Annotated in this window: 23 protein-coding genes and 2 riboswitches; of the genes, 10 read left to right on the top strand and 13 right to left on the bottom strand. The window is 36.8% G+C overall.

What is annotated here, in order from left to right; all coding sequences use genetic code 11:
- Positions 1-64 precede the first annotated feature (64 nt).
- Positions 65-1,207 carry an AI-2E family transporter gene (locus tag ACOZIR_RS25300; RefSeq protein ID WP_013081622.1) on the top strand — a complete coding sequence of 381 codons (1,143 nt, stop codon included), beginning with the start codon at positions 65-67 and terminating at the stop codon, positions 1,205-1,207.
- Between the two features lie 35 nt (positions 1,208-1,242).
- On the opposite strand, the gene ACOZIR_RS25295 is transcribed toward ACOZIR_RS25300, so the two are convergent.
- Positions 1,243-1,638, bottom strand: coding sequence for an SET domain-containing protein (locus ACOZIR_RS25295; protein ID WP_013055247.1), 396 nt, complete (start codon positions 1,636-1,638; stop codon positions 1,243-1,245).
- Positions 1,639-1,973: 335 nt separating this feature from the next.
- Between ACOZIR_RS25295 and rarD the strand changes: the two genes are divergently transcribed.
- Positions 1,974-2,900 (top strand): EamA family transporter RarD, encoded by a 927-nt coding sequence (rarD, locus tag ACOZIR_RS25290; protein ID WP_045292463.1) that lies wholly within the window; start codon positions 1,974-1,976, stop codon positions 2,898-2,900.
- 63 nt (positions 2,901-2,963) lie between these two features.
- Entirely contained in the window at positions 2,964-3,734 is a 771-nt protein-coding gene (locus ACOZIR_RS25285; RefSeq protein ID WP_415383748.1) for a TatD family hydrolase, read from the top strand.
- A 32-nt stretch (positions 3,735-3,766) separates the two neighbouring features.
- On the opposite strand, the gene ACOZIR_RS25280 is transcribed toward ACOZIR_RS25285, so the two are convergent.
- Complete coding sequence (locus ACOZIR_RS25280) at positions 3,767-3,904, bottom strand: lmo0937 family membrane protein (RefSeq protein WP_013055244.1); 138 nt, start codon at positions 3,902-3,904, stop codon at positions 3,767-3,769.
- Positions 3,905-4,091: 187 nt separating this feature from the next.
- On the opposite strand from ACOZIR_RS25280, the gene ACOZIR_RS25275 reads away from it, so the two are divergent.
- Together ACOZIR_RS25275 and ACOZIR_RS25270 are read left to right on the top strand one after the other, a co-directional pair.
- On the top strand, positions 4,092-4,535 hold the full coding sequence (locus tag ACOZIR_RS25275; RefSeq protein WP_411305901.1) for a YfmQ family protein: 444 nt from the start codon (positions 4,092-4,094) through the stop codon (positions 4,533-4,535).
- Between the two features lie 144 nt (positions 4,536-4,679).
- Complete coding sequence (locus ACOZIR_RS25270; protein ID WP_415383749.1) at positions 4,680-5,981, top strand: CitMHS family transporter; 1,302 nt, start codon at positions 4,680-4,682, stop codon at positions 5,979-5,981.
- A 326-nt stretch (positions 5,982-6,307) separates the two neighbouring features.
- Here the strand turns inward: ACOZIR_RS25270 and ACOZIR_RS25265 are convergent, their stop codons facing one another.
- From ACOZIR_RS25265 to ACOZIR_RS25245, 5 genes are all read right to left on the bottom strand, one after another.
- Positions 6,308-6,823, bottom strand: coding sequence for a GNAT family N-acetyltransferase (locus ACOZIR_RS25265; protein WP_052942389.1), 516 nt, complete (start codon positions 6,821-6,823; stop codon positions 6,308-6,310).
- Between the two features lie 69 nt (positions 6,824-6,892).
- Entirely contained in the window at positions 6,893-8,434 is a 1,542-nt protein-coding gene (nikA, locus tag ACOZIR_RS25260) for a nickel ABC transporter substrate-binding protein (protein WP_045292467.1), read from the bottom strand.
- A 146-nt stretch (positions 8,435-8,580) separates the two neighbouring features.
- Positions 8,581-8,770: riboswitch (cobalamin riboswitch) on the bottom strand.
- Between the two features lie 2 nt (positions 8,771-8,772).
- A complete protein-coding gene (ftsZ, locus tag ACOZIR_RS25255; protein WP_014461739.1) occupies positions 8,773-9,777 on the bottom strand; it encodes a cell division protein FtsZ in 1,005 nt (334 codons plus the stop codon).
- A 358-nt stretch (positions 9,778-10,135) separates the two neighbouring features.
- Complete coding sequence (locus ACOZIR_RS25250; protein WP_045292468.1) at positions 10,136-10,525, bottom strand: tautomerase family protein; 390 nt, start codon at positions 10,523-10,525, stop codon at positions 10,136-10,138.
- Between the two features lie 167 nt (positions 10,526-10,692).
- A complete protein-coding gene (locus tag ACOZIR_RS25245) occupies positions 10,693-10,851 on the bottom strand; it encodes a hypothetical protein (protein WP_014461742.1) in 159 nt (52 codons plus the stop codon).
- 260 nt (positions 10,852-11,111) lie between these two features.
- On the opposite strand from ACOZIR_RS25245, the gene ACOZIR_RS25240 reads away from it, so the two are divergent.
- Positions 11,112-12,065 carry a TRM11 family SAM-dependent methyltransferase gene (locus ACOZIR_RS25240; protein ID WP_045292469.1) on the top strand — a complete coding sequence of 318 codons (954 nt, stop codon included), beginning with the start codon at positions 11,112-11,114 and terminating at the stop codon, positions 12,063-12,065.
- A 37-nt stretch (positions 12,066-12,102) separates the two neighbouring features.
- Here the strand turns inward: ACOZIR_RS25240 and rluF are convergent, their stop codons facing one another.
- Positions 12,103-12,819, bottom strand: coding sequence for a 23S rRNA pseudouridine(2604) synthase RluF (rluF, locus tag ACOZIR_RS25235; protein WP_170836846.1), 717 nt, complete (start codon positions 12,817-12,819; stop codon positions 12,103-12,105).
- A gap of 276 nt (positions 12,820-13,095) precedes the next feature.
- Here rluF and ACOZIR_RS25230 point away from each other — a divergent pair, with 276 nt between their 5' ends.
- On the top strand, positions 13,096-13,629 hold the full coding sequence (locus tag ACOZIR_RS25230; protein WP_272946330.1) for an MFS transporter: 534 nt from the start codon (positions 13,096-13,098) through the stop codon (positions 13,627-13,629).
- 56 nt (positions 13,630-13,685) lie between these two features.
- On the opposite strand, the gene ACOZIR_RS25225 is transcribed toward ACOZIR_RS25230, so the two are convergent.
- From ACOZIR_RS25225 to ACOZIR_RS25215, 3 genes are all read right to left on the bottom strand, one after another.
- Complete coding sequence (locus tag ACOZIR_RS25225) at positions 13,686-13,874, bottom strand: hypothetical protein (RefSeq protein WP_237758460.1); 189 nt, start codon at positions 13,872-13,874, stop codon at positions 13,686-13,688.
- 502 nt (positions 13,875-14,376) lie between these two features.
- Positions 14,377-14,826, bottom strand: coding sequence for a hypothetical protein (locus tag ACOZIR_RS25220; protein ID WP_045292470.1), 450 nt, complete (start codon positions 14,824-14,826; stop codon positions 14,377-14,379).
- Positions 14,827-15,262: 436 nt separating this feature from the next.
- Positions 15,263-15,751 carry a QueT transporter family protein gene (locus ACOZIR_RS25215; protein WP_045292471.1) on the bottom strand — a complete coding sequence of 163 codons (489 nt, stop codon included), beginning with the start codon at positions 15,749-15,751 and terminating at the stop codon, positions 15,263-15,265.
- 9 nt (positions 15,752-15,760) lie between these two features.
- Positions 15,761-15,805: riboswitch (PreQ1 riboswitch) on the bottom strand.
- Positions 15,806-16,001: 196 nt separating this feature from the next.
- On the opposite strand from ACOZIR_RS25215, the gene ACOZIR_RS25210 reads away from it, so the two are divergent.
- From ACOZIR_RS25210 to ACOZIR_RS25200, 3 genes are all read left to right on the top strand, one after another.
- Positions 16,002-16,415 carry an Lrp/AsnC family transcriptional regulator gene (locus ACOZIR_RS25210; RefSeq protein ID WP_045292472.1) on the top strand — a complete coding sequence of 138 codons (414 nt, stop codon included), beginning with the start codon at positions 16,002-16,004 and terminating at the stop codon, positions 16,413-16,415.
- 366 nt (positions 16,416-16,781) lie between these two features.
- Positions 16,782-17,648: a YitT family protein gene (locus ACOZIR_RS25205; RefSeq protein WP_421536018.1), complete on the top strand. Its 867-nt coding sequence runs from the start codon at positions 16,782-16,784 to the stop codon at positions 17,646-17,648.
- Positions 17,649-17,997: 349 nt separating this feature from the next.
- Positions 17,998-18,216: a hypothetical protein gene (locus ACOZIR_RS25200; protein ID WP_013055227.1), complete on the top strand. Its 219-nt coding sequence runs from the start codon at positions 17,998-18,000 to the stop codon at positions 18,214-18,216.
- A gap of 242 nt (positions 18,217-18,458) precedes the next feature.
- On the opposite strand, the gene ACOZIR_RS25195 is transcribed toward ACOZIR_RS25200, so the two are convergent.
- A complete protein-coding gene (locus ACOZIR_RS25195) occupies positions 18,459-19,247 on the bottom strand; it encodes a 5-deoxy-glucuronate isomerase (protein ID WP_045292474.1) in 789 nt (262 codons plus the stop codon).
- 134 nt (positions 19,248-19,381) lie between these two features.
- Positions 19,382-20,407 (bottom strand): LacI family DNA-binding transcriptional regulator, encoded by a 1,026-nt coding sequence (locus ACOZIR_RS25190; RefSeq protein WP_421536017.1) that lies wholly within the window; start codon positions 20,405-20,407, stop codon positions 19,382-19,384.
- Positions 20,408-20,456 lie beyond the last annotated feature (49 nt).

The raw sequence follows: 20,456 nt of genomic DNA, 5'->3' as shown, positions 1-20,456 counted from the left end.
TCTTAAATTAGGCTAAATCAGGGTATGATAACTATACATTTATTTTTAAAAGGAGTTGAACAGCTTGGAACCTAGACCTCAGAAAGGAACTTTTTTCCGAGAAAAAATCTTAAATAATAAATTTGTTGTATATACAATTATTATTTTTATTCTCAGCATGACTATTTTTTCGTTATCAAAAATCGGATTTATTTTAATTCCTATCTCTATTTTTATTAAAACAATCGCACTGCCGATTATCTTAGCAGGAATTTGCTTTTATTTATTTAATCCGCTTGTTGACTTTTTAGAACGAAAAGGTGTAAAACGAATTATTTCCATTCTTGTTTTATACATAGTGATTATCGGCGCATTAGCCATTATTATTTCATCGGTTATTCCGCCTCTAAAAAATCAAGTTGACCGCCTTATTGATAATATCCCAGAGCTGACGCATGACGTTCAGCATGCGGTGACGAATCTTTCAAATAACCGATATGTCGAACAGGGTCTTCAGTCGGCTAACACGGACCTAGATAAGATTTCAAAAGATGCATCAAAACACTTGAGTAAATATGTTTCTGGATTTTCAAGCGGTATTGTGAACTTTGTCGGCACCATTACTGAAATTATATTATCGGTTGCCGTTTTACCCTTTATTCTTTTCTACTTATTAAAAGATGGGAAAAATCTGCCTAATTACATTGTAAAACTGCTTCCAAACCGCTCTCGTTCTGAAGCAAAATTCATTTTAGCCGACATGAACCACGCATTAAGCGCATATATTCGCGGACAAATTTTTGTTGCGATTTGTATAGGTGTACTGCTTTTCATTGGCTATCTGATTATTGGGTTAGATTATGCATTACTTCTAGCGATTATCGCCATGGTAACCAATGTTGTGCCTTACCTTGGTCCTATTATCGCCATTATCCCAGCCATTATTATTGCGTTTATTACCTCTCCTTTCATGCTTGTAAAACTAGCCATTGTCTGGGCAGTTGTTCAATTGCTTGAAGGGAAAGTAATATCTCCGCAAATTATGGGAAGAAGCCTAGACATTCACCCGATTACAGTCATTTTTGTCATTCTAACCGCCGGAAACTTATTCGGAATCATCGGTATCATTTTAGCCGTCCCTGGATATGCCGTTTTAAAAGTTATTATTACGCATATTTACCAATTCATCCGTTTGAATTCTACTATGTATCCAGATAAAAAAGCATAATAAAAAGCCCATCGATTTTCGATGGGCTTAACTTTTTACTTTTGTTCTTCTTCATCTTCACGATCAAACCAAAGGAGCTCTTGATCATCTTCATCTCCATTATAGTTGATGAGAATTTCTTCTCCTGCTTGGATATCCGTATATGCATAAAAATCAAAGGTATGATTGTCAAAATTAATTTCATACGTAGCATTGGGTGTATACGAGTGATTAAACAGCATACCGTACCCCAAAAGAATAGCCGTATGATTCACTCCATATTCAAAAGCATAATCCGCTAGTGTTGTTTTCTCAATAAAATCATGCTCTTTATTAGGATAAGCGATAACAGGAGCTTCGTGAATAAGCGTTCCTTTTTTTATATCCTGCTTAGCAAATACACCTCTATTAAATTCTCCGTCGCTTATTGCAGACACTTTTATTTCGATCATATTCGTCACCTATATATTCTTTCCTCTAAGATTTTTTTCTTCCTTAAGCTTGACAGTTTCTAATGGGGAAATCAACTGTTTTTCATAACCACTTGAATATAAGCTGAAGGAACGCTTATCATGCGCACTTTTGTAAGCACTTACCTTAGTAGGAACATGCGATTTGGTTTTATTTTAGATATGGAAAAGCAATGGTCTTGCGCATAGCGATTTTTTGAGCCATTCAACATGTAAAGAATCGTTTTTCTCTGTGATATAATCGTTTATGCTGCTTTTTTATGTTAATCTATGACTCTTACTACCAAATTTATCTTATGCTAGGAAGAAGATTTTAAATGAACTTAAATCATGACAAAGATGGTGTGACGTATGCGGTCCTTTCTTATCTTATGTGGGGACTCACGCCAATTTATTGGAAGCTGGTTCACCACGTAGCACCAGGTGAGATTTTAGCTCAGCGCGTTTTTTGGTCTTTTATTTTTATGCTTATTCTTTTATTAATGACAAAGAAATGGCGTACATACATTACGTTTGTAAAACAAATAGTGAAAAAACCATCCTTATTTTGGTCCCTTTTTATTGCATCTGTACTTATTAGTGCCAATTGGGGCATTTTTATGTGGGCTGTCATCGAGGGGAAAATAGTAGAGGCAAGCCTTGGCCAATATATTAATCCGCTAACAAGTGTTTTATTAGGTATCATTTTCTTAAAAGAGAGATTAAGCGTGACTCAAATTTTTGCCTTTATACTAGCAGGAATCGGAGTATTAACACTCAGTCTTCATTATGGTGTAGTTCCGTGGATTTCACTTAGTTTAGCTCTTACCTTTGGATTATATGGGTTGGCAAAGAAAAAGATTAAAGCTGATTCAACAATTGGATTAACTCTTGAAACGATGGTCATCTCTCCTATTGCATTAGTGTACATAGGCTACCTCACGTTTCAATCACACTTGCAGTTTTTTGATTCTTTTTCAACAAGTCTTTTATTAATGGGAAGTGGAATGGTCACAGCTCTACCACTCTTATTATTCACAAAAAGTGCTAAAAAAGTATCATTATCAATGCTTGGTATTCTTCAATATATTTCACCAACCTTGTCTTTACTAGCAGGAGTGGTTCTATACCATGAATCGCTGACAAAAGCTCATGTTATTGCTTTTAGTTTCATTTGGTTAGCTCTTATTATTTATACGTGTTCATCTATTACCAAACGGGGAAACGCAACTAAAAAGCAAATAAAGAATGAGATGAAAGCATAGCAGACTTATACATTTTTTTTACGTATTATCTCTAAACAAATTGGGCTGGAAGGAATGGGAATTATGAAACTAATCATTGACTCTCATATTCATCTCGATCAATATGAACCGAAAAGCTGGAAAGACGTAATTAAGCAGGATCCTTCGTTAAAAGCGCTTATTTCTGTATCTTCTACATTACACTCATGCCAACTTAATCAAAAAATCAGCAAGTTATATTCCTGCGTGAAATCCGCCTACGGATTTCACCCTGAACAAATGCTGCCTTCTTCAAATGAATTAGCGGAGCTGCTTGCTTGGATTGATCAAAACAATGAAGAAATGATCGCTGTTGGTGAGGTTGGCCTACCTTATTACTTAAGGCAGACATATACTCTTTCTCTAGAGCCCTATTTGGAGCTGCTTGAAGCTTTTATTATTCATTCAAAAAAGTGGGGAAAGCCGTTAATTCTGCATGCTGTATATGAAGATGCTGAGATCGTGTGCGACTTACTAGAAAAATATTCTGTGTCTAAAGCTCACTTCCACTGGTTCAAAGGAGCTAAAAAAACCGTTGAACGAATGAAAAACAACGGTTACTATATTTCCGTTACACCTGATATTGTATATAAGCCTAAAATCCAAGCGCTTGCCACGGATTACCCTCTTGACTATTTGATGATTGAAACAGATGGTCCGTGGCCATTTGAAGGACCTTTTCAAAACCAGACAACTGTTCCATCAATGATGCATCAGTCCGTTCAGGAAATAGCACGTCTCAAAAGGGTTTCTGTAACGGAAACATATGATTTTTTATATCGAAATACAGCTTGTTTTTATAATCTCTCCACATAAAAAGCCTTTCCCTAAGGAAAGGCCTTTTATATCTAAATTCGTTTCACAAGTTTTACGATCAGCACAATCACTGCAATGACAAGAAGAATGTGAATGATGCCGCCGCCAATATGAAAAACTAATCCTAATAACCAAAAAATAAATAAAAGTCCAATAATCGTCCACAACATAATTTTTTCTCCTTTTTTATATGTAGTATTTGTTATAATTTTATATTTCCCTAAATATGCATAAATAAACGCATTTCATATACATCTTTTCACTAAAGAAGGTTCACATAATGTACAAAAAGCAATCATGTTCTCTGTGGTAAAATAAGTATGTAATCTTATTTAATTTAAGCGGAGATGATTAACTATGACATGGATTGTACTACTTTCCATTATTCTTGTAAGTGCGCTCAAAATATTAGTAACGTGTCTTCCAACTCCAGTTGTCAAATGGCTCTTGAGCAAGTTCCAATTACATCCAACACTTGATGATCAAAACGCTACTGTCACAGTTGATGGGAAACATTTAGAAGGCAAAGATAAAATTCAAGTGATTGATTATTTTAATAAAGCAACATTTTTAAAACAATATTATGTCCATGAAGGAAATAAGGACTATTATAAACGCCTAGAAGACAGTGAAACTCCACTTGTTATCGATACGAAAAAAGGGAAAAACGATGTTCGATTATGCGTATACAGCTATCATGATCATGTCGACGTCGTGAAACAATACAAAAAGAAGATTATCGCCTACAGCCTGCTTTCTGATCATCTTCAAAAGCAGTCCATAACAGCTGACCTAGCTTAAATCAGTCGCCTATAAGGCGGCTTTTTTAGTTTGTAGTTTTAGTTTGAAGCTATCTTATTTAAAAATACCAAACTTTAACATTAATTCTAATGCTATAATATAAATTAATAGAATTTTCTAACTTTTTTTAAGAGGTGATGAATAATGCTTTCTTTGTTAGGGTTTGGAATGATTGTAACGTTTCTTTTTCTTGTTATTAGTAAACGCTTGTCCGTGGTTGTTGCTTTTATTTTTGTCGCTATCTTCTTTGGGGTAATTGGAGGTTTTAGTGCTGATATGGGAGATATGATGATGAAAGGTATTTTGAAAGTAGCTCCTACGGCCATCATGATCGTTTTTGCTATTTTATATTTTGGATTAATGATTGACGTCGGTTTATTTGATCCTATGATTTCTCGTATCCTAAACATTGTGAAAGGAGATCCTTTAAAAGTTGTAATGGCAACTGCCGTTATTACAATGCTCGTTGGCTTGGATGGAGATGGCTCTTCTACATTTTTAATTACGGTTTCTGCCTTACTTCCTTTGTACACAAAATTAGGAATGAACCGACTAATACTTGCGTGTGTTATTAGTTTAAGCGCGGGTGTTATGAATATGATTCCCTGGGGAGGTCCTCTAGTAAGAGCGGCAGCAAGTCTACAATTAGAAGTATCAGATTTATTTAACCCTCTGATTCCAGCTATGGCAGCCGGATTGATGTGGACTTTATTTTCAGCATACTTACTTGGAAAAAGAGAGAAAGCGCGCTTAGGAACCATTCATTTAAAAGGGGCATCCATGGCTTTTGCTGAACAGCTTTCAGCTCATGAGCCACCTGCAAAGCCGCCTAGACTTTTTTGGTTTAATGCCTTATTGACACTTTGCTTAATGGCTCTCTTGATCTTAGACATACTCCCTATTCCCATTTTATTTGCCATTGCCTTTGCCATTGCTTTATTTGTTAATTTTCCTCATCCAAAAGAGCAGCAGGAAAGAATCTTAAGTCATGCAAACAGCTTTGTAATGGTTAGTACATTAGTTTTTGCAGCAGGAATCTTTACAGGCGTTTTTACAGAAACAAAAATGATGCACGCTATGGCCAATACAATTGTCAGTCTTACTCCTGAATGGCTAGGCTCTCACCTACCCTTAGTTGTAGCAATAACGAGCCTTCCTCTTAGCTTTGTGTTTTCACCTGATGCTTATTACTTTGGCATTTTGCCTGTTATTAGCCATACAGCCGCTAATTTTGGCGTAGAACCGGTAGAAATAGGACGAGCAGCTTTATTGGGACATTCCACAACTGGGTTTCCTCTATCCCCTTTAGTGCCTGCTACTTTCATTCTGATCGGACTGGTTAAAGTAGATTTCGGCGAGCATCAAAAGTTCCTTTTTAAATGGGCCTTTGGGACAACTATCATCATGACGATTACAGCCATTTTAACGAATGCTATTTCCTTTTAGGATCCTACCATAAAAAGGAAGCCGACTACCATAAGGCAATCGGCTCACACATGTAGGATATTGATTTAACACTAACAAAGTACAACACAACACTAGTAATTATATAATATATTTCATTATATTGAAAGCGATTTCATATATATATTTTCAAAAATATTTTTTTATTTGTTTTTCATAGAAAAGAACCACGTTTCAGCCAATTCGAAACGTGGTTCTTTTCTGTAAGGACTTGCCCTACAGGCTATAAATGTAAGTTACGTTCATTATAGCACGAGCCCGTATATAGATTCCATGGTAATTACTGTATTATCTCGTTACGTTATGACTCATTGTATTTTTCTGTCCATGTGCAGCGTATTCCATGGTTCATCCTGTTCAGCTAGCCTTTTGATAAAGCCTTGTGAAGCCCAAAAAGGAATAGCTCCAGGTAAAAAAGGATGAGTATGCAGATACAGCGTGTCATAAAAATGACTTTGGGCAAATTGTTCAACCGCTTTTAACAGCTGCTGTCCGATGCCTAGACGTCGGTACGCTGGATCCACATAGCACTTTACAATCTCGGCTGCAGTTCTATGTTCATATCGCTCTTTTAATGCATGAAACCGTCCATCGTAAGCGTATAAACCAATGGTCCCAATTACTTGTTGACTTTCCGTAACAGCTGCAAAAAAAGCAGCGCCTTTCGCTTGAACATAATGTTCATTAAAATGAAGCAAATCCACAGGAAGCTGATTTTTTTCCAGCATAGGAAACAGTTCATTTCGCATATTCATGACAAACTGAACCACTTCAGCATCCTTTTCTCTTACTTCTTTAATTTGATACATTTGTACTTCTTGCACGGTTACTGTCACGTCCTTTTATCTGTCATTTTATACGTTCTCTTTTCCCTATCTATGCCTCAATATTGACTATGAGGTTACATCTAAATGCTGAGTCAGCATATAATACTCGCTTGGATTTGTTGTCCAGTTTTTCACTTTTTGATTATAAGCAACAACAATGTTTGGGTGTACAATCGATGACGTCAGCATTTTTCTATTAATCAAGGCGGTTGCTTGTTTGGCTAACTGATCTCGTTTTGCGTCATCTACTGTGGAATTTAACTGGTGAATCATTTTTGTTAGCTTATCATCATTAATCCGGCTGGCATTTAAACCACCGCCGGGCAAATAGTTCGTACTTAAATAATAGCTGGCATCCCCTCTAGGTGCTGTGATAAGGCTGTACAATGCTAAATCCCAATCATCTTTTGCCATTAAATATTCATCGCTGTCCTCAACGAGATGAATCTTAATATTGATTCCTAACTCTTTCGCATTAGACTGTATAAGCTGAGCAATCAAAGGAAGTTCTGGCAAAGAACTGTATGTGACAAGAGAGAGCGATAATGGCTTTCCGTTTCTGATTGCTTTTCCATTTTTGATTTGATAACCTGCCTTCTCCAAATACTTTCTAGCAGATACGATACCTCTTTGATCATTAGCAGTACTATCAGCAAAAGGAAATTGGGGTAAAAATGGCCCTCGAGCCGCTGCCGCTTGATTGTTCATTATGCTGCTGACAATTTCTTTTCGGTTCAATAAAGCATCGATAGTTTTTCTTACATTTTCATCTTTTAATGCGTCATTGGTTTGATTATAAAGCAATAAATGGGTACGCACACTAGGTACTCCACTTACCTTAAAAGACGGATCTGTTTGTAAAGTGCTCAAGCTTTCTAAAGGCGGGCGATAAATAATATCGGCTGTTCCAGATTGAAGAGCAGCAACTCGCGCATTAGCATCTTCGTTAAATGCAAAAATCGCGTTTTTCAATTTCACTTTCCCATTCCAATAATGTTCATATCTCCCTAATTTCACTTGATTTCCTTGATCAAAAGACAAGACGCGAAATGGGCCCGTACCAGTGGGCTTCTTAGCTATATTAGAAGCATGAACGTCTATAATAGCTGTATTTGGATGCACTAATTCAGAAGGAAATTTAGGGATTGGTTCTTTTAACGTAATTGTGAGCATATGACCGTTTGCTTTCATTTCTTTGATTTTTAAAGCGTTTCTCATCGCATAGCTTTGATTTATTGCTCTTTGAAGAGAAGACTTCACGGCGCTTGCATCCAGCGCTTTTCCATTTTGAAACGTGATGTTCTTTCTTATTGCAAATGTCCACGTAAGACCGTTATCTTTTGTTTCCCACTTTTCAGCAAGCCAAGGCTTTAGTTTTAAATCGTCGCTAATCTTAACAAGCGTCTCTCCCACTCCGGCACGAACTGCCGTGTAATCATCATCGGTATGGGGGTCAAGGGTTGCAGGTGTGAAATTAAATAAAAATGTAGCGCTTTTATCCGTTTTCTCTCCTTTTTTCATACTCATACTCTCTTCATGAGACGTGCAAGCAGTAAGACAAAGTAAAACAAAAAGTAATATAGATACAAGTTTTTTATTATTTGTCATTCATTTTTCCACCTTCTATTTTAAATACACAAAAAAGCACTTCTTAAAAAAGAAGTGCTTGCCTTCACAACAAATCTAGATAAACGTATCCCTTGTTTATCGTATTTTTGATTCTGCCAAAACACCTCCCTATCCTCGTAGGTTATTGTGTGCTGCGATTTATGGCAGGTCTCCTGGCTTCAAGTCACTGCCTTATACCGCCTTCCCGTCTCTAAATAGACAGTGGCTTCTTGACATAAGGCTCCTTGTTACAGTGGCGGGACCGCTCCGGATTTGCACCGGATTCCCTTTTAAGGCAATTGAAAAACAATTACCACCATAAAAGCTTGTTATTTAATTTAGTAGCGTGCTCTTGAAACTCTAGAAGTAGAAGCTGATGGTGAAATGTCTTCATCATCAAATCCAGTGGCAATAACGGTTACCATCATTTCGTCCTTTAAATCTTCATTGATCACGGACCCAAAAATCATATTTAAGTCCTGATCAGAAGCGGACGTGACAATATCTGCTGCTTCCTGTACTTCGTAAAGACTCAGGCTGCTGCCGCTCGTAATGTTCAACAGCACGCCCCTTGCTCCATCAATCGATGCATCTAGCAGCGGACTAGAAATCGCTTTTTTCGCTGCTTCAATTGCCCGATCTGATCCGGAAGCTCGTCCGATACCCATAAGCGCAAATCCTTGATTAGACATGATTGTTTTTACATCAGCAAAGTCAAGGTTAATCAGCCCCGGAACAGCGATTAAATCTGAAATACCTTGAATACCTTGGCGAAGAACATTATCTGCTTCACGGAATGCTTCAAGCATAGGCGTCTTTTTATCGACAATTTCAAGCAAGCGGTCGTTTGGAATCACAATAAGGGTATCTACCGATTCATTCATCGCAGTAATACCGCCTACTGCTTGCTTCGTACGTTTATTTCCTTCAAACTTGAAAGGGCGAGTAACTACTCCAATTGTTAAAGCATTTAGTTCACGGGCAATTTGGGCAATAACCGGAGCTGCTCCAGTACCAGTGCCTCCCCCCATGCCAGCTGTTACGAATACCATATCTGCGCCTTGCAGTACTTCTTGAATTTGTTCTCTGCTTTCTTCGGCTGCTTCTCTTCCTACTTCTGGATTAGCTCCTGCACCTAATCCTCGCGTTAATGCTGCACCAATCTGCATTTTCACATCTGCTTTAGATAAATTAAGCGCCTGAGCATCCGTATTAACGGCAATAAATTCTACCCCTTGTACACCATGTTCAATCATACGGTTAACGGTGTTATTTCCTCCACCGCCGACTCCAATTACTTTAATTCGCACTAACGGCGATACATCTGCATCAAATCCAAACATTCTAAGTTCCTCCTCAATGATCAAAATTACTTTCTCTTATTATCCGAAAAAACACGTGAAGAACCTTTTACTCCTATATTTAACGCGTAACTGTTCTTTTGTTTTACAGATTTTATACATTTCTCTTTTAACCTTTAAATCTTTACATCTTTATGTAAAATTATTGTTGTTCTGAAGTTAGTACGCCGAACTTTTTTTGGTTTTCCCACTCAAAACGGCATATAAGCTTATTGTATCATTCATTTGACAGATGTCTGTATTTAATTTTGAGTAAGATGTGACTAAGAGAATAATATTTTTATAGACAAAATGAGAAAAAGCCCTTAGAAATAAGGGCTTCTCTAGATAATAAACCGTTTTACAATTTCCCAGTTAAGAATTGAGCTTCCCCCATGCCAAAGCTCCAATCAGCATTACCGTTCTCAACAATTGAAATCATAATGTCGTTTGGCTGAATACCGCAGCTTTCTCCCAGCTCTTTTACAATTAATTTGTAAAGAGCTTGTTTTTGCTCTTCTGTTCGCTGTTTGCTCGTCACACTTATAATAACCAAATCCTTGCTTCTCTCAAAGCCAAGACCTGTATCTTCAATAATCATTTCATGAGCAGGATGCTGGTGTACAATTTGATAACGATCACGTTCTGGCACGCCAAAGGCTTCTAGCATTGCTCGGTGAGCAGCGTCTAGTAATGTTTTTAACTCTTTTTCGTCTCTTCCTTCTATTACATCAAATCTGAGTAATGGCATACTAAGTAACCTCCAGCTTTTTGTCTAATGTATTATTGCTTCATCATATCACAACTATCATTTGTAAAAAAAAGATATGCTATTCAAAATGTGCTCTCTACTGAAAGAGACCTCAAAAACTTCAATAAAAGCTGAACCTAATAAAAAGAAATGAGCAGCATAACGGCTCATTTCATTAGTATAAAAACATTTATAATAAGAGCTAAAATACATACAGATACAATGGCAATGAGTACGTTCATCACAAGGTTTTGCGAGGATGTTTTGGCTTGTTTTTTCATATCAGCCCGACTCATCTGTTGCTTTTCATGATCACTTTTAGACATCACGTAGCCTCTCCTATTCATCAAAATGTCAGCAGTGTGTAAATGATTTTTGAGAAACTTTGATCCAGTTCTTTTGTATAAACAGCAGCACATGCAGGTTATCATCAGTTATTTTAGCATGTTTTGTCAAATAAGTGGACTATGTAGCGCTTCAATTTAGTATTCACGGCCAAATATATTTAAATTCGTTGCTTTTCTCTTCTTTTCTCGCTATTGTTTGAGAAGAAGGATAATTAGATACGATAAAGGATGATACGATATTGAATAACCATACGCAGCTGCCCCAGTATATCTACACATACGCATGCAGCGAAGAGGAACTCTCACTATGTCAATTAGAGAGACGCTCTCTTTTTGAAATTGAAACTGAGAAACCTATCATAAAAAGTGCCGTTAAACTTGATCCAAGCAGAAGCCCTTTTATCAAAGAGCGATTAGATATTATGTATGAATCAGATGACCTTGCAGATATTTGCAAACAAGTAGAAGATATTGACCTTGGAGATCAAACATTCAAACTCATTTTTATGAAAATTAATGACTTGGAAAAAGATCAAAAAATAAGTTATAAAGGTCAGCGTGCTATTGAACGTGATGTGGGTTGGCATTTTGTAGCAGAAGCAGACTTGCATAACCCTGACCATTTGTTTGGCATTGTTACATTTGAAGGACGCTGGTATTTTGGAAAATATCAAAAAAGCGAAGCTGTATGGCTGCATCATTTGAAGAAACCGCGTGAATACTCTACGGCACTCAGTACCCGCCTTGCAAGAGCTGTAGCTAACATTGCCGTTCCAAAGCCTGAAGGAATCAAAGCGATTGATCCATGCTGTGGTATTGGTACAGTCCTAGTAGAGGCTCTTTCAATGGGCATTGATATTGTAGGACGCGATATCAATCCACTTGTGACCGACGGATCTCGTGAAAATATTGCGCATTTCGGCTTAAGCGGTGATGTCAAAACTGGACCGATTTCGGATGTTACAACTCACTATGATGTAGCTATCATCGACATGCCTTACAATCTCTACACCCACGCGACGCCTGAAGATCAGCTTTCTATTTTGAAACACGCTCGCCGCTTTGCGGATAAAGTAGTCGTGATTACAGTAGATACGATTGACCATATGATTCATGAAGCTGGCTTTTCTATTTCAGATCGCTGCGTAGCGCGCAAAAGCGTATTTTCTAGACAAGTAGTTGTATGCGAATAAAAAAAGACACCAGTCTAACAGGCTGGTGTCTTTTGATTTACCACTCTTTAGGTTCATAGTCTAATTCTTTGAATAGCTGCGTACGCTCTTTTTTCGTTAAATCTCTCCATTGCCCAACAGGTAAGTTGTTTAAATGGATATTCATAATACGCGTGCGCTGAAGACGGTATACTTCATATCCCAGCACTTCACACATACGGCGAATTTGACGATTTAGGCCCTGTGTTAAAATAATTTGAAACTCGTACTTAGACAGCTGTGTCACTTTACAAGGAAGCGTTTTTGTACCTAGAATCTTTACTCCCTCAGACATGTTTTTAATAAACTCCGGTGTAATGGGCTTATCTACTGCAACAATATATTCTTTTTCATGCTTGTTTTCTGCACGTAAAATTTCGTTAATAATATCGCCGTCATTTGTAAGTAAAATTAAGCCGTCTGAATCCTTATCTAGTCGTCCGACATGGTGAATACGCAAAGGGTGATTGACTAAGTCAATGATGTTTCCCTTTACTTTTTTTTCACTCGTACTTGTAATGCCGACTGGTTTATTAAGCGCAATATATACATTATTTCGAGCAATCCGAAGCTGTTGGCCGCTTACTCGAATATCATCGCCAGGCTCAACTTGATCTCCGATTTTTGCAACCTTTCCATTAACGGTTACTCTTCCTTCACTAATTAACTTATCTGCCCCGCGTCTTGACGCTTTGCCAGATTCGCTAATAAATTTATTCAGTCTCAGGTGAATCACAACCTTACATTTAAAAATTTTAAAATTTGTCTCTTCTATTAGAAACAGATATGTGTCAATTTCTATACCGTCCCTATCGTAACATGCTATACGCTTCTCGTCTTCTTTTAATTTCATTACTGGATCATATTTTTTTAACAGTAATAGAAGTATAGTTCCAAAATACTTTATAATCTTATTCTTAACATCTCAAGCAATGCTTACACCTGTCAAACTAACGTCAATCTCCACTCCTATACAAGACCTAAACGTCTAGATTGACTGATCCGTATAGAGTTGCTACCATCAGGTTTTCTTATGCCTCCAGGAGGAGTAACGCTGGCTCTAACAGCTATGGTCGGAGGACGTTTGTTTGATAAAATTGGATTTAAACCGCTGCTTTTAACAGGCTTAATCCTTTTAACATTTATTTTAAGTTTGTTCACTACCATTTCAAGCGAAACAACTACGATGACCGCAGCTGTTTTATACGCCGCCTTTACAATTGGGGTAGGTTTAAGCATAGGGCCCGTGATGACGCTTGCTTTAAATCAAGTACCTAAACCTCTTCACGCTCACGGTTCAGCCATTTCAAATACGATTAACCAAGTGTCAGGTGCGATCGGACCCGCTTTGTATACAAGTATTATGACTATGGCTTCTCAGCACTTTATTCAACAATCAAATGAAACAAATAAAACGCTGTTACAAATAAAAAGTATGACAAGCGGGGTCCATACCGTCTATTATGTAGCCATCGCTTTCGCCATCGTTTCGTTCCTGCTCGCTCTTACGTTAAAGAAAAAAGATCAGCAGCTTGAAACACAATAAGTAAGAAACTGATAAGAGCTGCTCATAATTTGAGCAGCTCTTGTTATATGCAGAATTTATATTATAAATGTAAAAGCAATCATAGATACTATTAAAACAAGGATAACAATACTATTCTTTCTTTTTACCTTCCATGCTTCAATAGCGCCAACGACACCACCAATGACTAAAATAAAAGTACCTATAAGGTGCAGAGACAGCAGAGATAACAACCTGCCTAAACTCGCCAACACTCCTCCAATCAATATAAATCCTGTTGTTACAATAGATTTTAAAGATGTTAAGTCTCGGATAACTTCTTTTTTTCAGTTTTACTCAGTTTAAAGTACTCTATTATACTAAAAACAGCCGGTGTTCCCCATAAAATAAAGAAACTAACTAACCTATCCGTATCTACACTCACTGTTCATTCACCACCTTTATAAATCCCTTATGCACTTTTCCTAACCCATTTTTTAGAGATGAAAAAAGCGGCTGTAGCTGCTACAATGGGAATTGCAAAAGCAAAGCTAGGTGAATGACTGCCGAAAATGACTTCATTTGATAAACCTTCAATTGAACTCTACATATCTGCGCTTTCTGGAACATACCAAAGCGTAAGAATCATGCCTGATAGCAGTTGAAAGCTACCTAGCAACACGATGAAGCTAATGATAAACAGTCCGTATCTCTTCAATGAAATCTCCCCCTTGGTTTATATACGATTTCACACCTTTTAAGTTCCACTATTTAACAAATAACTTTCTATTATTCTCGCTTCAAAGATCCTCCAAAAGAAAATTGATGGTAGTCATCGACCTTATTCCAATATCCTATGCACTTTACGTCAGGCTCATCAATAGCTAACGCTTCTTTATTAGTCCCTTTATAAGGAAGAAAAGCAGTTAACTTCACCTTTTGTTTTGGCTTAATATTTAACTTATTACCTTCCGCTAACACCTTAAATTTATTTTCAGAATAACCGTTTTTTATTTTTAGTGGATACGATAAAAATACGTCGTTTTGTTTGATGGTCAAATCGCTCTTGTTTACGAATTCCAATTCATATGAAATCCCTTGCTTCATTTTTTGTTCTTTGATGACGTTAATATGTATCTTTTCTAGTTCTCTTAAAGGAATGTTGTCTTCTTCTTTTGAACCCCCGGCAAATAAGATGGCTAACGCTAATAAAACGAGAATTCCTAACTTTCTATTCAAAAAAATAATCCCCTCTCTCGTAACAAAGATTATTTTACAATTATAACTCAAAAAAGTTATTTAATGGTAAAAACAAACAATTAAAAAAGCAAACCTCTTCAGTCTGCTTTTTTAATTGCTACGCATAGGTAATGTGTTGTTGTGCGAAAAACTTTTCGATAAGGAGTTTGCCAACTATATGTATATCGTAACAAAAGAACAAAGAGTGCGCTGTGAGATTTGTCACTCCTTCTTTCAAAACAATCTAATCGAATACTTGCTATTTCCTTACGCAAAAAAAGCAGAACGCAAATGCGACCTGCTCTTTTCACATGCTAGATATGGGTAATTTGTCCATGCGTGAAAAGCTCTTCAATAATAAGGGGTTTATCACTACATCTATAGAATAACAGAGAAAAAAAGATGCGGCTGTGAGATTTATCACATTCGCATCTTTTTATCCAACTAGCTTATTAAATTGTACACGTTTATTAATTGCCGCCATAATTGGTGCTCCAACAAGCATAACAACGAACTCACCAACAGCTGTTGTTAACCATGTAAAGAAAAATGGTAAATCAAATGCTAGGTGCAGTTCAAACGCAATAATAAACATCGTAAACGTAAACACAAGTGTATTAATAAGCATACGAGCCCACATACTCTTAATGTATCGCATAGAAAAAATGGTAATAAATAATGATAGTACAGATTGTCCTACCCCAAACACCAGATCATAAGCGACCATTGGTGAAAAAAACAAATTCGTGAGAAATACCCCTAGTACAATGCCGTACACGTACTTTTTATTAAACACAATTAAATGATTGAACATTTCTGATATACGAAATTGGATGTTGGTGAAGCCAAACGGCTGAATTAACATGCTAACAGCAATATACATAGCCGCTAAAAGTCCGTTGACGCAAAGTGTTCTTATATTCATCTTACTATTCTCTCCTTAGTTTTTTAACGTGGGATGGTTACGAACCACGTAAACACTCAAAGAATCATACAGCAAGCTTAAGCTTTCGTCAATCTAGCTGTTTACAAACTAATGTCGCTTTCTATATCTTGAACATTGACTGCTCTTTTTTCTTACTTTTCTTTAGTATAAAATAGAAGACATATCCGTATACATGGTTGAAATCGAGTAGTTAACCCTTTTGATTAGACATACGAAAGGATTTGTAGCGATGTTATTAGATAATACAGATCAACGCATACTAGAAGAGCTGTCAAAAAACGGACGTATGAAGATGAAAGAATTAGGAGAGAAAGTGCATCTAACCGGACAAGCCGCTTCTGCTAGAGTATTAAAATTAGAAGATGAAGGCGTTATAAAAGGCTACACAATTAACATTGATGAACGAAAACTTGGCTACACCGTCCATGCATTTTTAAATATCTATACACAGAGCATTCATCACCACCCCTACCTTACATTTATAGAAAGTCAGCAGAAGTACGTTATCAACAACTTTAAAATCAGCGGCGATGGCTGCTACTTACTAGAATGCAAATTTCATTCAAATGAAGAATTAAATGATTTTTTGACAGAGCTAAATCAGCATGTGAATTACAAACTTTCAATCGTCATTAACAAATAATTTTTTAAAAATAAAGGTATATTAATTTATGAAAATGGCAATTCTAATAACGTATTCCCCCTATTCCAATAAATTTGAAAATCCTTTGCGCCGTCGCAAAGGATTCTTTTTTTATGAAGGAAACCGCCTTCTATTTTTTGAAAAGTTGAACATCTCTTATAGCGTTGACATAGCGGTCAGAGGTTTATATAATCGGTGACATCAAAGCATAGAAAAGCAGGATCAAGACATATACACGTATCGTAATTCTTCGTCTTAGAAGTTGATCAGTTTTATAACTAGACAATTTCTAAGACGTTTTTTATTTTATCATTTGTGAAAGACTATCTACGTGAAAATATCCTAATGATCAAGGAGGTTTGCATATTGAAAACAATCTATAAAGACATCATTTTAATTATTGCCGGAGCGCTTTTAGTTGCTGCATCGATTGATTTTTTTGTTATTCCAAATAAATTAGGTGACGGAAGTACGGTTGGTATCGCTCTTGTTTTATATTATTTATTTCATGTTCCTACAAGTATCAGCACATTTCTTGTGAACCTTGTATTCATTGCCTTAGCTTATAAATTCCTAACTAAAAAAAACATTCTTTATACGATTCTAGGAGCTGTCATGACGTCCGTTTTCTTAGGTCTGGTCAGCTATATTCCCTTTCACGTTCACGACATGATTTTAGGAATTGTATTCGGCGCCTTACTCATGGGAACAGGACTGGCACTCATTTTTATCGCGGATGGATCTACCGGCGGTACAACTCTTTTAGCTTATTTATTAAACTACACAAAAGGCTATAATATCTCTAAAAGTATGTTCTACATGGACAGCGTCATTATTTTAGCATCGTTTTTTGCCATTGGCGTCAACAACACGCTCTATACTTTTATATTCGTCTATCTTTGCGCCAAAATCGTCGATATTGTTATCGAAGGTTTCCACAACAAAAAAGCAATGACGATTATGTCCGATCAATATAAAGACATCGCGCAAGTCATCACCAGTGAATTTGGAAATGCAGCCACAATCTTTTACGGATATGGCTACTACGCCAATAAAGATAAACGTATCATTTACGTTGTTATTAAAAAGAATGAGCTATTAAAAATTAAAAAGAAAATCCAGCAAATTGACCCGAATTCTTTTATTGTCATCCACGAAGTAAAAGAAGTTGTCGGCGGGAAATTTGGATTTATCGGCAATTCACCTCATGAAACAAAAGCCGCTGCTAAATAAAAAAATCCACCTCTTGGTGGATTTTTTTATGAAAAAACCGTTAAGAAAAAAGAAAAGATACCTGCTAAAAAGTAAACTGCCCCTAAAGCAATTGCTCCTGTAACGACCGTAAATACACTTAATCCGATAGCTACCTTCATTTTCATCCACATCCCTTTTTAGATTAGTAGTATAAGTATGTCCAAGGATAGGAGATTTATAACTATGTCATTCTATTTATTTCATAAATTGATGAAACAATTGTCTATCCAATGTGTTCTAAAACCACCCTTGACGACATAATGTATAGGAAGGATTTCATATACACATCTTTGTATCACACATATCATATGAAATTAGGTGAGATAAAATGGTGGCTGTCCACTTTTTTGAAAACAGAAAGCTTCTATTAAGCCAGCTGCGGGAAAACATTCCTTCTACGGGTGATGATTTAAAGATTAAGGGACGAAAAGGAACCGTCGTGCTTGTGAATGACATCGATGAAAAAAATGTTCACGTGGAGGTTGCTTTAGAAAAAGTAGTGAAAAAGAACCTAGCGTTAGATAATGCTAAAAAGAAAAGGAGATAAGCGGCTACGCTTATCTCCTTTTCTTGATTGACATACGATCTCTTGCTTCTGTTTAGAAAAAAAAGAGACTCCTAAAAAAGGAATCTGCCAAAAAGAGCGATATCATCGCCTGAATATTAATACAAGCTATACTTTAACATATAAAAACATATTTTACAAAAATAAACTATTATTTTACGCATAATTATTTTTTATTAGGGGTTTTTCAACATTTGAAACCCATTTCGTATAAAGATCTTTATTTATTTTTCAGGCCAAATTTTTGCACCCGGCTCTAATAACCACTTATGCTCTTCTTCCATAATACGGTCTGTCCACGGATTATTATCAAGATGGCGAATCATCCAGCAGAAGTACATCGCATAGCCAGGAGCCGTTGCTTGAGGATGATCTAATTCACCAGGAATTGTAATAAAACTATTATCAACTACACGGTACGCATCTTCTCCAACCATTGCGCAGCCAAATCCTTGCGGCTTGTCAAAACGATAGTAATACACTTCGGGCTGGTCATGATGATGAGGCGGATAACTCGACCATCTTCCTGGATAAGAAATCACTTCTCCAATAACAAGGTTAGAATAAGGAGCGTTATTGTAGTCAAAAATTGTTCGAATTACACGCTGAGCAGTACCTTCCCATACTCCTTCACCAGCCACTGTGTTTTGACAATCTTCAGGCGTATATAATTTTGATGAAAACTCTTTTTCATTATCCGTTTTTTGAACTAGTACTTCACTATCGGCAAGCCCGGTAATTTTAACCTCCACATTTTTTGAAACGTGCAAACACCAAGGCTCTTCTTCAAAAAGGGACTGACGCTGAATTTCTTTCGAATGTCCTTCCCACTCTAGCTTTACCTTTCCTTCTAGTAAAAGAATAGCCGTTTCACTGCTGCTGTCTAGCAAGGTTTCCTCTTTTCCTTGAGACATATTATAGATCCCAATATCCATCAACATATCTTTGTGCTGACCGGCCATTTCTGTAAGTACGTTGTATCCTTTATTTAATTCACCTAATTTAACTAGCATGCTTAACTTCCTCCTTTATGTAGTAGCGCAATCAGAATTTACTAATCACTCATTTTTTCTTTATAGACTCTATAGATTCTTTTGAATATGTGACTATGATGAGTTTTTATTAACAGCAATACTCTTGCTTGTATTCAATTATTTGCAGATGCTGTAGCGTCTCTTCGTAACGGAGCCGTTGATTTCCGGATAATTAATTTCGGCTCAAGAAGCAAATGTTCTTTATGCATCGTTGGGTATTCCATTTCTCTAACCAGCAAATCCACTACGTTTACAGCCATTTCTTTTGTCGGCTGTGCTACCGTCGTCAACATGGGCGTAATAGTAGTAGAAAAAACGGTATTATCAAAGCCAATCACTGATAAGTCCTTCGGCACATCAATTTTGAATTCTTTTGCCGCCTGCATAACGCCGATAGCCAGTAAATCGTTACAAGCAAAAATAGCCGTCACTTTCTCCTTCATTGAAAAAATCCGCTTAGCACTTTCATATCCTTTTTGAATACTTGCTTCGGTCGTAATAACATGTTGAGGTGACACGATGATTCCGTTTTCTTGCATGGCGTCTCGAAAAGCATCTAAACGAGCGTGATTACTTTTTGCATTTTCTGTAATAATTGCAATTTTTTCATGATGTAAAGACAGCAAATAATCAGTCGCCAAAGAGCTCCCTTTGTAGTCATCCACTGTCACTGTATTAACGGATATGTGAGGAATTTCTGAAGCAATAACGCTAATCGGTATATCTTGCTTAAGCATATTTTTTAAAAGATTAGCATTGCGAAAAGCAGATGCTACAATTAAACCATCGATTCTTTGACGAATTAACAGCGATAGATACTTCTTCTCTTTTTCCGCATCGTTATCGGTATTGCACATTACTACATGGAAACCTTGCTCATGACTTCGGTCTTCTATGCTTCTCGCCAAGTCGGCAAAAAAAGGGTTGGAGATGTCGGGTACGAGAAGCCCAATCGTTTTAGTGGGTTTTCCTGTTAAAGCAGATGCTACGACGCTTGGATGATAATTCAACTGCGCCATAACCTCAATTACTTTTTGTCTTGTTCTTTCGCTAATATGACCAGTTTGATTAATGACTTTTGATACGGTAGAAATTGATACACCTGCTTCTTCAGCCACACTATAAATGGTTGGCTTCATTTCCCCTCCTCCTTTCACTTGATAAGCATATAAAAGGCATTAAGTCTTT

It is taken from the genome of Priestia sp. D3YE.R1, assembly GCF_049199565.1.
Taxonomy (GTDB): domain Bacteria; phylum Bacillota; class Bacilli; order Bacillales; family Bacillaceae_H; genus Priestia; species Priestia aryabhattai.
The sequence above is the reverse complement of the archived record's forward strand: the minus strand, read 5'-3'. Positions and strand labels throughout refer to the sequence as shown.

What these genes read in the sequence shown, in the direction of transcription:
- ACOZIR_RS25295 (WP_013055247.1), bottom strand. Translation starts at nt 1,638, where the DNA reads ATGATCGAAATAAAAGTGTCTGCAATAAGCGACGGAGAATTTAATAGA.
- rarD (WP_045292463.1), top strand. Translation starts at nt 1,974, where the DNA reads ATGAACTTAAATCATGACAAAGATGGTGTGACGTATGCGGTCCTTTCT.
- ACOZIR_RS25285 (WP_415383748.1), top strand. Translation starts at nt 2,964, where the DNA reads ATGAAACTAATCATTGACTCTCATATTCATCTCGATCAATATGAACCG.
- ACOZIR_RS25280 (WP_013055244.1), bottom strand. Translation starts at nt 3,904, where the DNA reads ATGTTGTGGACGATTATTGGACTTTTATTTATTTTTTGGTTATTAGGA.
- ACOZIR_RS25275 (WP_411305901.1), top strand. Translation starts at nt 4,092, where the DNA reads ATGACATGGATTGTACTACTTTCCATTATTCTTGTAAGTGCGCTCAAA.
- ACOZIR_RS25270 (WP_415383749.1), top strand. Translation starts at nt 4,680, where the DNA reads ATGCTTTCTTTGTTAGGGTTTGGAATGATTGTAACGTTTCTTTTTCTT.
- nikA (WP_045292467.1), bottom strand. Translation starts at nt 8,434, where the DNA reads ATGACAAATAATAAAAAACTTGTATCTATATTACTTTTTGTTTTACTT.
- ftsZ (WP_014461739.1), bottom strand. Translation starts at nt 9,777, where the DNA reads ATGTTTGGATTTGATGCAGATGTATCGCCGTTAGTGCGAATTAAAGTA.
- ACOZIR_RS25250 (WP_045292468.1), bottom strand. Translation starts at nt 10,525, where the DNA reads ATGCCATTACTCAGATTTGATGTAATAGAAGGAAGAGACGAAAAAGAG.
- ACOZIR_RS25245 (WP_014461742.1), bottom strand. Translation starts at nt 10,851, where the DNA reads ATGTCTAAAAGTGATCATGAAAAGCAACAGATGAGTCGGGCTGATATG.
- ACOZIR_RS25215 (WP_045292471.1), bottom strand. Translation starts at nt 15,751, where the DNA reads ATGAATATAAGAACACTTTGCGTCAACGGACTTTTAGCGGCTATGTAT.
- ACOZIR_RS25210 (WP_045292472.1), top strand. Translation starts at nt 16,002, where the DNA reads ATGTTATTAGATAATACAGATCAACGCATACTAGAAGAGCTGTCAAAA.
- ACOZIR_RS25200 (WP_013055227.1), top strand. Translation starts at nt 17,998, where the DNA reads ATGGTGGCTGTCCACTTTTTTGAAAACAGAAAGCTTCTATTAAGCCAG.
- ACOZIR_RS25195 (WP_045292474.1), bottom strand. Translation starts at nt 19,247, where the DNA reads ATGCTAGTTAAATTAGGTGAATTAAATAAAGGATACAACGTACTTACA.
- ACOZIR_RS25190 (WP_421536017.1), bottom strand. Translation starts at nt 20,407, where the DNA reads ATGAAGCCAACCATTTATAGTGTGGCTGAAGAAGCAGGTGTATCAATT.